Origin of the sequence: Enterococcus pingfangensis, from assembly GCF_005405205.1 — a bacterium.
Classification (GTDB): Bacteria; Bacillota; Bacilli; order Lactobacillales; family Enterococcaceae; genus Enterococcus_A; species Enterococcus_A pingfangensis.
In genome coordinates this window covers 87,023-99,105 of record NZ_BJDP01000006.1, presented here as the reverse complement: position 1 = coordinate 99,105, position 12,083 = coordinate 87,023, and the positions used below count along the sequence as shown (strand labels likewise).

The window sequence follows — 12,083 nt, the reverse complement described above, 5'->3', positions numbered from 1 at the left end:
TTGAGGGTCATTACAAAACTCAGAAAGTTTTTTTCTTTAGCCATTCTTCTACTGCCCATTTATGGCTGCCCCGCTTTAATAATTCAAGCGCTTTAGCTGGCGATTCCCAGCTGCTGTTGTTGCCTTCTTCTAACGGTTCAGATACTTTTTTCCAACTTTTTGTAGAATAAAAATAGCCGGGATTATAAAAGAAAGTCGTGCGGTGACGAGAATAAAAATATTCATCCGCCTGCCCCAGATAATCGGATAAAACGACTTCAAAGCCTAATTCTTCCAACATCTCACGAGCGATCGCTTCTTCTTTAGTCTCATTACCTTCGATTTCTCCTCCAGGTAAAAAGTAGGCGCCATTAGGAGCTTGGACGAGCGCGATATTTCCTTCATCATTTATTAAAATTGCGTAAGCTGCATAACGTGCTTGATAATTTTTTTCAGTTTCTTTTACGCCAAACACTGGGATCATTGGTATCCTCCTGCAAATTGTATTTACTAGTTAGTTTACATTAAAAAATCCTCATAAACAACCACTGAACATAAATGCTGCAACTTGAAAATTTATGTTATCATGAAATTATCAATTATTAGGAGGCTGCTTATTTATGAAAATGGCACATACTTGCGTCCGCGTAAAAGACTTAGACGCATCCGTAAAATTTTATCAAGACGTATTTGGCTTTGAGGAATCACGCCGCCGTGATTTTCCAGAATCAAAATTCACTCTTGTTTACTTAACTTTACCAGGGGACGATTACGAACTAGAGTTGACTTACAACTATGATCATGCTGCATATGACTTAGGAGACGGCTACGGTCACATTGCGATTCGTTCAGAAAATATCACACAACTTCATGAACAACATAAAGCCCATGGTTTTACCGTCACTGATATGAAAGGCTTGCCTGGAACAGATCCCTCATATTATTTCATTACCGATCCAGATGGCTACAAAATTGAAGTAATTCGTTAAAACATAAAAGGTTGCGGCAGTTGCCGCAACCTTTTTTTATACTTATATGAACTTTTTTAAACAACGGACTCTTAGCCGATGATCACACTTTCTTCTGGAAGTTTGTAGCGTCCGCCTTTGGCTTTTATCAAACGCATCGTTAAGGCAAAACCAACAGTCAAAACACCGACTCGCCCAAGATACATCAACCCGATAATCAAGAGCTTTCCTATCAAACTTAGATCCGAAGTCAATCCCATCGTAAGCCCCACAGTTCCAAAAGCTGAAAATGTTTCAAATAATAAATATTCAATTCCACGAAAGCGCGGCAAGATTTCGGTAGCTGACATCAGCATCGTCACACCAATACACAAACTTAACGTAATAAAAAATAAAGTGAGCGCGCGTGATACAATCGATGGACGAATCGTCCGCCGAAATACTTCCGCATGTTCTCTTCCTTTTAAGAGAGAAATCGCCTGGACCAGCAAGACTCCAAACGTAGTTGTCTTTAACCCGCCGGCCGTCGAGCCTGATGTTCCGCCAATAAACATCAACACAATTGTAAATAAGATTCCCGCCTGACTGACACTTCCATAATCAACTGAAAAATAACCAGCCGTTCGAGCCGTCACCGACATAAAAAATATGTTAGCAAAACGATCAAGCGCAGAGGCATTTCCGACGATTGTCTGTCCGCCTGCTTCTGATACATAAAAAACGATCGTTCCGATAATCAGCAGACTGCTCGATACAGTCAATGCCAACTTACTATGCAAACTCAATCTTCTTGTTTTACGGAAATTCAGCAAATCTCGCCAAACAATAAAGCCCAATCCGCCAGCAATGATCAAGCCGGAGATTACTAATAATACATACGCGTTGTTTTGAAAACCTACTAGACTATCTCCAAACAAATCAAATCCAGCATTGCAAAACGCTGAAACAGAATGGAACAACGCATACCAAAGACCTTTTGATATTCCATAACTAGGGATAAAATCTATTGCCAGCAACAAAGTCCCAACTAATTGAAATCCTAGCGCAAAACGAAGAATGTAAAACATCAAGCGCATCACGCCTGATAAAGTATCTAAATTTAATGACTCTTGTAGAATAATCCTAGTCAGCAAACCGACTTTTTTCTTCATGAATGCAAAGAAAATAAACGGCATCATCATAAAACCTAATCCGCCAACTTCGATCAAGCTTAAAATGACCCATTGCCCACCCATATTCCACTGTTCGCTAGTGGTCAGTGTCGTCAACCCCGTTACACAAGTTGCTGATGCGGCAGTAAATAAAGCATCGATGAATGGAGTTGCTTTTCCTGATTGTGTAAATATCGGCAAGGTCAGCAGCAGACCGCCGAATAAAATCACTACAGCAAATCCTAAGGCGATAAATTGGATTGGATGAAGTTTGATGGTCCAATATTTTTTTCTGTTCATACTTCCTACCTTCAAAAAAAGGAACTACTTTTTAAGTAGTCCCCATATTTTTAACTTTGATCATGCGCGTTACTTCCGCCCGCTCATTTTCTTCTAGCTTCATTTGGATAAAGTAAATTGTCTCCTCCAATTGCGGGATTGTCATGTATTCTAAGGCGTTTACGCGTCGGCGTGTCTTTTCGATCTCTTTTGCCATCAATTGACACGTTTTTTCGATTTCAGTCAGCTCCAGCAATTCGGGCAAGACTTCTGTAAACTTTTGAATACTTTGATCCAGCTCATCGTTGGAATTCAAGAACCCATATTCCAGCGGTCCATCTGACAATTCCGATTGATGCTGAAAATTCATTATCGGTACTTTGACACTCATGACATCTTTTTCGATCACATCCAGTGTGACCCGTTCTTTGGGAACAGCTAGCAATTCTTCGATATATTTATCATTTAGCAGCGCATCCGCTACTGAAAAATTCTTCATTGCTTGCTGCAGTTTTACTTCAACTTCTGCGCGCATTTGATCGTTCTTTTTGACTAATAAAATAAAACGGCGCATCAGCTCATCTTGCTTATCTTTTAACAGTTTATGCCCACGACTAGCTGTTGTTAATTGTTTCTTCAGTCGAGTGAGTTCCATCCGAGTTGGATTGACATTTAATTTCACCATAGGATCAAACTCCTTCTGTTAAATATTCATCCAACATATCATCTTTGATCCGTTTTAACTCTGTACGCGGCAACATCGCTAAAAGCTCCCAGCCGAGATTCAACGTTTCTTCGATCGAGCGGTTTTCATAAAATCCTTGATTGACATATTCTTCTTCAAAACGCTCGGCAAATTTCGCATAGATTTTATCGACATCTGACAATGCTGAATCACCCAGTACTACCGCTAACTCTTTAGCTTGCTTTCCTTGCGCGTATGCGGCAAACAGCTGGTTCATCGTCGGTGCGTGATCTTTCCGCGTCTTGCCTTCACCGGTTCCTTTATCTTTCAAACGTGATAAAGACGGCAATACATCGATTGGCGGCTGAATCCCATTTTTATCCAATTCACGGGATAAAATGATTTGGCCTTCTGTAATATAACCAGTTAAGTCAGGAATTGGATGCGTCTTGTCATCTTCTGGCATCGTCAGGATCGGGATCTGCGTTACAGAACCTTTCAACCCGCGAATTCTGCCGGCACGTTCATACAATGTCGCTAGATTCGTATAAAGATAACCAGGATAGCCTCTTCGACCAGGGACTTCACGCCGAGCGGCTGAAATTTCACGCAACGCTTCACAATAATTAGTCATATCCGTCATAATAACTAAAACGTGCATCCCTTTTTCATAGGCTAAATATTCCGCGGCAGTCAAAGCCATCCGCGGTGTGGCGATTCGTTCGATTGCCGGATCATTCGCCAGATTCATGAAGACTACGGAACGATCGATCGCACCAGTTTGACGAAAATCTTCCATGAAAAATTCTGCTTCTTCAAACGTAATGCCGATTCCTGCAAAAACAACGGCAAAATCATCGTCTGTATTCAATACGGTCGCTTGTCGAGCGATTTGAGCGGCTAATTCTTTATGCGGCAAGCCAAAGCCGGAAAATACCGGTAGTTTTTGGCCACGAACTAACGTATTCAAGTGATCGATCGCGGAAATTCCCGTTTGGATAAATTCATCCGGATAATCCCGCGAAACAGGATTAATCACTTCTCCGTTAATATCAACATTTTTTTCAGCTAAGATCTCTGGCCCACCGTCTTTGGGACGACCAAGACCATCAAACACCCGTCCGACCATGTCTTCTGAAACACCTAACTCTAGCGGGTGCCCTAAAAAACGTGCGGTCGATTCTTTTAAATTGATCCCGCTGGTTCCTTCAAAGATTTGGACTAAGGCTTTATCTTCGTGAATCTCTAAGACTTGGCCGCGGCGAATTTCGCCATTGCTCAAACGAACTTCCAGCAACTCTTCATATTTGATTCCTTCTACTTTATCAATCGCCATCAAAGGACCGACCACTTCATTGATCGTTTTGTATTCTTTAATCATTGGTCATGCCTCCTTCTGCAACGATTGCTTGGATTTCTGCAACGATATCTAAATTGATTTGATCCAATTTGGCTAATTCTGTTTCCGGGATGTACTTGCTTCGTGCGATTCGATCGCGTAAAACAAAAGTCCCATCCATGATTTCTTTCAAATACGTTCCCAACTCTAACGCACGTTGGCCTTCTTTGTTAAACGTCAAAATATTTTGGATCATTTTGAATTGTTTTTCCCGTGAGGTGAATGTATCGACATCATCAAAAGCATTTTGCTGCAAATAATCCTCCCGTAAAGATTTCGCGACTTCAAGTGTCAGTCGATCTTTTTCGGATAAAGAATCAATCCCGACTAGCCGAACGATCTCATTTAATTCAGATTCTTTTTGCAGCATTTTCATTCCTTCTGCGACCATTTGCGACCAATTTGCCTGCAACGCGTTATCTAAATATTTCCCGACTTCTGCGGAATATAAAGAATAACTTTGCAGCCAGTCGATCGATGGAAAATGGCGTTGTTGGGCTAAAGTTGCACTTAAGCCCCAGAAAACTTTTACAACCCGCAATGTGTTTTGCGTTACAGGCTCAGAAGTATCTCCACCGGAAGGGGATACGGCACTGATTGCTGTAATCGAACCTTCACGTCTATCACTACCTAGGGCGATCACGCGGCCAGATCGTTCATAATATTCTGCTAGCCGGCTGCCCAAATAAGCTGGATACCCTTCATCGCCAGGCATCTCTTCCAAGCGTCCGCTCATTTCACGCAAGGCTTCTGCCCAACGTGAAGTGGAATCTGCCATGATTGCAATATTGTAGCCCATATCCCGGAAATATTCCGCGATTGTGATCCCAGTGTAAATGGAAGCTTCCCGTGCCGCTACCGGCATGTTTGAAGTATTGGCAATCAAAATCGTGCGTTCCATTACTGATTCGCCAGTCTTAGGATCAACCAATTCAGGAAATTCATTCAGTACATCCGTCATTTCATTTCCGCGTTCACCGCAGCCAACATAAACTACGATATCGACATCGGCCCATTTAGCGATTTGATGCTGAACAACTGTTTTCCCAGCGCCGAATGGGCCCGGAACTGCAGCGGCCCCGCCCTTTACTACAGGGAAAAACGTATCGATGACTCGTTGACCGGTAATCATCGGTGCTTCAGGATTTAATTTTTCTGAAACTGGACGCCCGCGTCGAACCGGCCATTTTTGCAACATTGAAAATTCTTGCAACCCGTTGGCTGTTTCGATTACATAAACAGACTCATCGATCGTAAATTCACCTGATGAGATTTTTTTCACTATTCCTTTGACACCATTAGGAACCATGATTTTATGAGTGATGATCTTCGTTTCTTCGACTGTTCCAACTATATCGCCAGCTGATACGGTATCTCCTACTTCAACTGACGCTTCGAACCACCATTTTTTTGTATGATCCAAAGCGGGGATTTGAACTCCGCGATTAAGAAAATTACTATTTGTTTGTTTTTTAAACGTATCTAATGGCCGTTGGATACCATCAAACATTTGTGAAAGGATCCCTGGTCCTAATTCAACGGAGAGTGCTTCTCCGGTCGTTCTAACGGGTTCACCAGGACCGATCCCTGCTGTTTCTTCATATACTTGAATGGAGGCGACATTGCCGCGCATCTCGATAATTTCACCGATAACTCCAAGGTCACCAACATAACAAATATCTTGAATCGCTGCTTGCTCCATATTTTCTGCCAGCACTAGTGGGCCAGAAACTTTTATTATTCTTCCTTCTTGCAAGACATTAGCTCCTTTATAAAATATTCTGTCCGACTGCTCGTTCAACTTGTCCTTGAATCATAGACTTGCCGATCCCTAGCGTTCCTTCGTGATTAGGAATCAGTACGATCGCCGGGATCATCTCTTGTTCATAGCGTTTGATCGTATCAGGAACAAGTTGAGCAAATTCTTCAGTGATATAAATGACGCCATATTCATTCTTAGCCATTTCGTCAATCTGCTGACGAATAATTTGTTTATCCTTTATAGTACGAGTATCAAAATCAAAGAGCCTGAAAGGTAAGATCGAGTCTTTATCGCCAATCGCGCCGATTTTATGTGCCATAAGTCTCTCGCATCCTCTCTCTAATTTGTTCATCCGTTAGTCCTACTCGTTTACCGGTAATGATCAGCCGCAGATTTTTCACTTCGATCGTTTTTGCATTCAGCAACGCCAAAACAGGCAAAGGACCAAAGGCTTGGGTCTGAGCTGTTTCATAAAAACTCGTCAAGTAGTCATCACAAAGCCGTTCCAGCTGACTTAGCTTGATCGTATTATTTTGTATGATTGGTTCGATCACTTCAGCGTAAGAAGTTGTTCTTAAGTAGTTGATCAGTTGCTCCAAACCGATTTCAACAAAAGCTAATAATTCTTCTTTTGGAATACTCCCTTGACTGGACAAGACGGTCAACATGAAGTTCCGGCTTCTCTGCTGTTTGATCCCGCGTGCAGTCATCAGCATATTTGTAAAATCGATAAAACTCGTCACTTCTTCTGTTAGTTCTGGTTCGCCGATTTTGTCAGCGATCGTTCTTTGTGCATTTAGATAATTACGATCTAAAATAATATCGATTCCTTGTAAACTATTCGATTCTTCGAAATGCTCCCGAACTTCTTGGATACTTTCTAGTAAAATATCCGCCAAGCCGCTTGCTTGACCCGTTCGAATAGCGGTCTTGATCTGTTCTAAGGAATAGAAACCATCATAGATATAAAGCGCGTCAAAATTTTGCTCTAATAAATCGGCTTTGAGCAGTGCCTTGAGATTATGGAAGGTATAGCGCATCGTATAGATCCAAATAACATTAGGATCAGGAATTATTTTTACTAATTCCGTTATTAAACTTGCTTGTGCCTGCCCTAAGGCCTCTTCAAAGCTCTCATAAAAATTATCCGTCAAATACTCACCGTAAATCGTTCCTCGAAAAAGTGTCTCGATTTCCGTCAAATCCTCGGATTTCACCATTCTCGTCAGAAGCTCTGGCGACAACAATTCCAATTCTTTTAAACGAACCAGCGGATTCAATTCATGATACGTCGCTTGTTTCATTCAATGCCTCCTAATTCGTAGTTGCTACATTACTTTCTAGTAAAAAATCTAGCCAACATAACGTTACTGATTTGATTGACGTTCGCATTGCGCTTGCTTAATCAAACAGTGCTTGAGCAATGGCAAAACTTTCTCGTTCTTGAATTTCTCTAACTAAACTTTGATAAAGAAAGTTATATTGAACGCCGTTTTTATCTAAAATAAAACCCGCTTGATCAGCAATAGTCGTATCAGCTAACTTTAATTGATACGCCAGCTGTTGATTTTGCTCGAATAGCCATTCTTTGGTAAAAACTGACTGCGACTTTTTACCTGGAACAAAGGTCAGTTCACCTTGTAAAGGGATTTTAGTCAACGCTCGCTGAGCAAATTCTTGCTGTTGTTTTGCAGAGCGGCTTTCCATTTGGCTGACCGCTTCAGCAAATACTCGTTCTAAAACAGCCTGTTTCTGGTTTAAGATCTGCTGTTTTTGCATCACTTGTTGACGATTTGCTTCCTGCTTATAATTGTTCTCTAGATTTTGTAAGTTTTTCTCCAAACGTTTCTGATGATCTGCTATTATTTCTGCTTCCGCTGCTTGAAATTCTTGTTCGATCCGGGCCCGTTCAGTTTCTTTTAACTGGCGCTGTTCCAAATCAGCTTGTTGCTTTAATTGTTCGACTATTTTTTCGATTGCTTCCATCAAAAAACTCCTTATACTTGTCCTACTAACAAGAATGAGATAACGAAACCTAAGATTGCATAAGTTTCAACCATCGCAGCATAGATAATTCCCTTTGTCGCATGTTCTGGTTTTTTCGCTAAGATCTGAATACCGGCAGCGGCCACTCTTCCTTGAGCGATCCCTGAAAACAACCCAGTAAAAGCAATCGGTAACGAAGCGCCTAGGTAACCTAATCCTTGGACCACGGTCAAATCACCTGACAAGTTTGTAAAAATCAAGAAGGCAATAACGAACCCATACAACCCTTGTGTCCCTGGCAATAACTGCAAGATCAACGCTTGACCAAATTTTTCCGGTTGGCTAGTTGTCAAAGCTGCTGCTGCTTCCCCGGTCATACCGACACCTTTTGATGACCCGATTCCAGAAAAGATCGTTGCTGTTGCCATTCCTAAAATCGCAAAAATAATACCGCCACTGTTGTTAATCAAATACTCCATCATTGTCTAAAATTCCTCCAATTATTTTTCTTGTTCAATATTTATATATTTTTCTTCTGTCTTTAATGGACGAAATGCCCGCCCGCCGCCTTCGTAAAATTTGCCAAAAAATTCGACATACTGCAACCGAGCACCGTGAACATACGCTGATAGTAACGATAAGAAAATATTCAAGCCATGCAAGGCTACCATCAATAAAATTCCGACACTAAAACGGGCAATTGGCGGCATATATCCTACTAGCATATTGAATGCCGCAGCGATACTCCCACCGGAAATACCTAATGCCATCAACCGCGTATAACTAACTAGATCGCCGATATAACTGGTGATCCCATATAAGTTATATGCACCTTTTGCTAAACCTTTGATTTTTGACTTTGACTGCAGCATCGGTGTAAAGATGATCATTAATGCACTCACTATTGCCAAAACGACTCCGACCATAAATAACGGCTGACTATTCAATAACATTTTTCCTAAACCGCCGACGATCGCGCCAATCATGATCCCTTGCCAAGCGAAGCCGTCAGAGACCGCGCCAAGATAATTTTTAGCTTTGATGTTTTCTTTTGCCGCTAAACCTAAGCCGATAAAAATTTGGATTACACCAAAAACGATCGATAGAATCAAAATACTGATGACATCGTCACTTGTCGAAAGAATCGGCGGATAGCCTAACGAATAGCCGAAAAACGAATTATAGATCAAGCCCCACATAATGGTAGGCACAGCTAAGATTTGGAAAAAATGCATGAACCGTTCCATTCCTCGCGGCAAAACCGTTCGCAATGCGATCGTAGTCGCCAATAACATCAAAGCTCCGTATCCTGCATCTGCCACCATCATGCCAAAAAATACGAAATAAAAGGGCATGAACCACGGCGTCGGATCGATTTCGTGATATTTGGGCAAACTGTACATCTCCGTCAACATCTCAAATGGCTTGACTACTGCATTGTTTTTCAATTTCGTCGGTATTTCTTCAGCAATCTCGACTTCTGTCGGTTCTTCAATTTCTAAATAGAGATTTTCTTGACCAATCAAATCACCTATGAAAGCTTCGAATCTTGTAAAGCTTGTCGTTTCCAGCCAACCTTGGATCAAAAATACTTTATCATCTTTGATGAAACGATCATGGATCAACCAGCGATTTTTATAAGCCAGCAGGACTTCTTCCGCCATTTCTAAGTTTTCGATGCTGATTTTCTTTTGACCGATCAAGCGTGCCAAGCGTTTTTGCTCTTCTACTAATTCAAGCAATACTTGCTGGATCGCAGCCAATTCAACTTTAGGCAATTCTTTTTCCTTATAAGTAAAAGTGATAACACTGAATTGGTGGATCAGCTCTTGGATTTTTGGTGCCTCAGTACACAGATAAATCAATGAAAAATTAACGATCTGCTCGTCACTATAAATTAGTTCATAATGGATCTGCAGTTCCTTTATCTGCTGTTCAAGCAATTCCCAGACACTTGCATCCACTGTTCCTAAAAAATAGTTAGTAGAGCGCAATGAAAAATCTTTGGGTAAGAAATCTAATGCTTGCCACTTTTGCAAAAGACTTTCTCGTTCATGCAGCACTCGTTGTTTTTCATTGATCTCTGTAAACTGCTGTTCTAATTCTTGGATACTTGTTAATTCAGCCAATAAAGCCGATTCATCAAATTTTTCTTCCAACGTTTTCAGCGTGGCTTGCTGACGCTTGAGATGCATTCCTTTTTCACGACTGCTGCCATGATGTTCGATAAATTGAATGGCATGCGCTATTTCTTCTAGTTGTCGATCGATCCTTGAAAGTCCATCTTGGCTAGGTAGAGGAGCTGCTTCTTCAAAATATTTTTCCACCCATTGATTACTGACAGTCTGCTGAAAGAGGTCGCGGATCTCTACACCTTGAAATCCCTGGATCGCAGAAAGAATCTGTTCGCTATATCCTTGTTGAGCAATCAAAGTCAGCTTGCTCATTTTGCTAACTGCCATATTCTGAGATCACCCTTTCAATGATTGCTTGGATCGTCTGTTCTTTCTTTTCAAGATAATTTTTTTCCATCAACTTAATCGCCGCTTCGGCACTATCCGTCAACTCTTGCTCTTCTACGGCCAATTTTTCCGTCAAGTTCTTTTCTTTTTCTGCCGATACCTCAGAAAAAGTATTTTTTAATTCTGCTTTTTTTTCTTGCAGTATTTTTTTTTGACTTGCTTCATAAGCAGCCAACTCTGCAATCAATTTTTCTTTTTCGCGCTCATTTTGTTCTTCTACAAATTTTATTCTTTCTAAAGCTTCTAGCACACAAACCCTCCTTTGTATGAAAAAAAGCGCAAACTAACAAGGTCGTTCTTCTCACCCCTTGAAGAACCCGATCCTTGAAGCTTGCGCCCAACCGTTTTGTTTATATTTAACAACTACAGTATACCAAAAATTGGTATATCCGTAACTAGTTTTCAACAAAAAACATAAAAATCACTTGCATTGATCAAGCAGATAAACGTAATATTATAGAAGTTTTTTTATTTAGCTAAATAAAAGAAAATTTAATAATCGAAATACTTGCTTTTTAAGTTTTGACTGTGGTATCAAATGATAGAGGAGTGATCGTTCATGAAAAAAAATATCATTGGAATTGCAGCAAATCAACTTTATCAAAACAACCAAGCGTTTTTTGATCAACAACTTACTTATACTCCGCAAGGTTTTATCGATGGCGTTCATCACGCAGGCGGGATCCCGATAGTATTGCCGATCAGCGAACCTGAATTAGCTAGCGACTATGTGGCGACTATCGACAAATTGTTACTAGCTGGCGGACAAGATGTGACGCCTTTTCTTTATGAAGAAGAGCCCCACCCAAAATTAGGTCCGACAAGTACTGAACGCGACTCTTTTGAAATGGCGTTGATCAAAGAAGCCATTCGCCAAAATAAACCGATTTTTACCGTTTGCCGCGGCACACAATTGCTGAATGTGACACTTGGGGGAACGCTGTATCAAGATTTGTCTCAATATCCTAAGTGGGAAGTAAAACACGATATGTTTCCTACTGTTCCAGATTTTGGTCTGCATTCAATCACAGTTAAAGCTAATTCAACCTTGGCCCCGCTTTTTGGCGAACAAGCAAAAGTTAATTCCTATCATCATCAAGCTATCAAAGACCTCGCTGAAAGTCTCGTGCCGATTGCTTGGGCTCCTGACGGGATCGTTGAAGCGGTTGAAAGCCGCGATAAAAATACAAAGATCCTTGGTGTGCAGTGGCATCCCGAATTGACTCGCAAAAAAGATCCGAAAGAACAAAGTTTGTTTGATTATTTTGTGCAAGAATTTGAGTAGTCAGTCACTGGCCTTTTTTTGAAGCTCATTATTTTCGAATTATAAAAAAATCAAGTGTCAGCAAAAT

Annotated in this window: 13 protein-coding genes and 1 other annotated feature; of the genes, 2 read left to right on the top strand and 11 right to left on the bottom strand. The window is 41.0% G+C overall.

The window, feature by feature from the left end; translation table 11 throughout:
- Positions 1–19 precede the first annotated feature (19 nt).
- A complete protein-coding gene (locus tag FFM63_RS04595) occupies positions 20–463 on the bottom strand; it encodes an NUDIX hydrolase (protein ID WP_137609147.1) in 444 nt (147 codons plus the stop codon).
- A 136-nt stretch (positions 464–599) separates the two neighbouring features.
- Here FFM63_RS04595 and gloA point away from each other — a divergent pair, with 136 nt between their 5' ends.
- Positions 600–968, top strand: a complete 369-nt coding sequence (gloA, locus tag FFM63_RS04590; protein WP_137609146.1) for a lactoylglutathione lyase — start codon at positions 600–602, stop codon at positions 966–968.
- Between the two features lie 71 nt (positions 969–1,039).
- Here gloA and FFM63_RS04585 read toward each other — a convergent pair whose 3' ends face one another.
- The 10 genes from FFM63_RS04585 to FFM63_RS04540 form a co-directional block, all read right to left on the bottom strand.
- Complete coding sequence (locus tag FFM63_RS04585) at positions 1,040–2,398, bottom strand: TrkH family potassium uptake protein (protein ID WP_137609145.1); 1,359 nt, start codon at positions 2,396–2,398, stop codon at positions 1,040–1,042.
- Between the two features lie 31 nt (positions 2,399–2,429).
- On the bottom strand, positions 2,430–3,062 hold the full coding sequence (locus FFM63_RS04580; RefSeq protein WP_137609144.1) for a V-type ATP synthase subunit D: 633 nt from the start codon (positions 3,060–3,062) through the stop codon (positions 2,430–2,432).
- 4 nt (positions 3,063–3,066) lie between these two features.
- Positions 3,067–4,443 carry a V-type ATP synthase subunit B gene (locus tag FFM63_RS04575; protein WP_137609143.1) on the bottom strand — a complete coding sequence of 459 codons (1,377 nt, stop codon included), beginning with the start codon at positions 4,441–4,443 and terminating at the stop codon, positions 3,067–3,069.
- The gene (locus FFM63_RS04570) at positions 4,436–6,217 is read right to left on the bottom strand and encodes a V-type ATP synthase subunit A (protein ID WP_137609142.1); all 1,782 of its coding nucleotides are present in this window, start codon (positions 6,215–6,217) and stop codon (positions 4,436–4,438) included. The genes FFM63_RS04575 and FFM63_RS04570 overlap by 8 nt, the downstream gene beginning before the upstream one ends.
- Positions 6,218–6,230: 13 nt before the next feature.
- Entirely contained in the window at positions 6,231–6,542 is a 312-nt protein-coding gene (locus FFM63_RS04565) for a V-type ATP synthase subunit F (RefSeq protein WP_137609141.1), read from the bottom strand.
- Positions 6,532–7,527: a V-type ATPase subunit gene (locus FFM63_RS04560; RefSeq protein ID WP_137609140.1), complete on the bottom strand. Its 996-nt coding sequence runs from the start codon at positions 7,525–7,527 to the stop codon at positions 6,532–6,534. The genes FFM63_RS04565 and FFM63_RS04560 overlap by 11 nt, the downstream gene beginning before the upstream one ends.
- A 97-nt stretch (positions 7,528–7,624) precedes the next feature.
- Positions 7,625–8,209: a hypothetical protein gene (locus FFM63_RS04555; protein WP_137609139.1), complete on the bottom strand. Its 585-nt coding sequence runs from the start codon at positions 8,207–8,209 to the stop codon at positions 7,625–7,627.
- An 11-nt stretch (positions 8,210–8,220) separates the two neighbouring features.
- The gene (locus tag FFM63_RS04550) at positions 8,221–8,691 is read right to left on the bottom strand and encodes a V-type ATP synthase subunit K (RefSeq protein WP_137609138.1); all 471 of its coding nucleotides are present in this window, start codon (positions 8,689–8,691) and stop codon (positions 8,221–8,223) included.
- A gap of 18 nt (positions 8,692–8,709) precedes the next feature.
- Entirely contained in the window at positions 8,710–10,671 is a 1,962-nt protein-coding gene (locus tag FFM63_RS04545; RefSeq protein WP_137609137.1) for a V-type ATP synthase subunit I, read from the bottom strand.
- On the bottom strand, positions 10,661–10,981 hold the full coding sequence (locus FFM63_RS04540) for a hypothetical protein (protein ID WP_137609136.1): 321 nt from the start codon (positions 10,979–10,981) through the stop codon (positions 10,661–10,663). The genes FFM63_RS04545 and FFM63_RS04540 overlap by 11 nt, the downstream gene beginning before the upstream one ends.
- Positions 10,982–11,026: 45 nt before the next feature.
- Positions 11,027–11,074, bottom strand: a sequence feature (sodium ion sensor (DUF1646 type); this cis-regulatory element may regulate processes involved in with the transportation of sodium ions).
- A 216-nt stretch (positions 11,075–11,290) separates the two neighbouring features.
- Between FFM63_RS04540 and FFM63_RS04535 the strand changes: the two genes are divergently transcribed.
- The gene (locus tag FFM63_RS04535; RefSeq protein WP_137609135.1) at positions 11,291–12,016 is read left to right on the top strand and encodes a gamma-glutamyl-gamma-aminobutyrate hydrolase family protein; all 726 of its coding nucleotides are present in this window, start codon (positions 11,291–11,293) and stop codon (positions 12,014–12,016) included.
- The last annotated feature ends 67 nt before the right edge of the window (positions 12,017–12,083 follow it).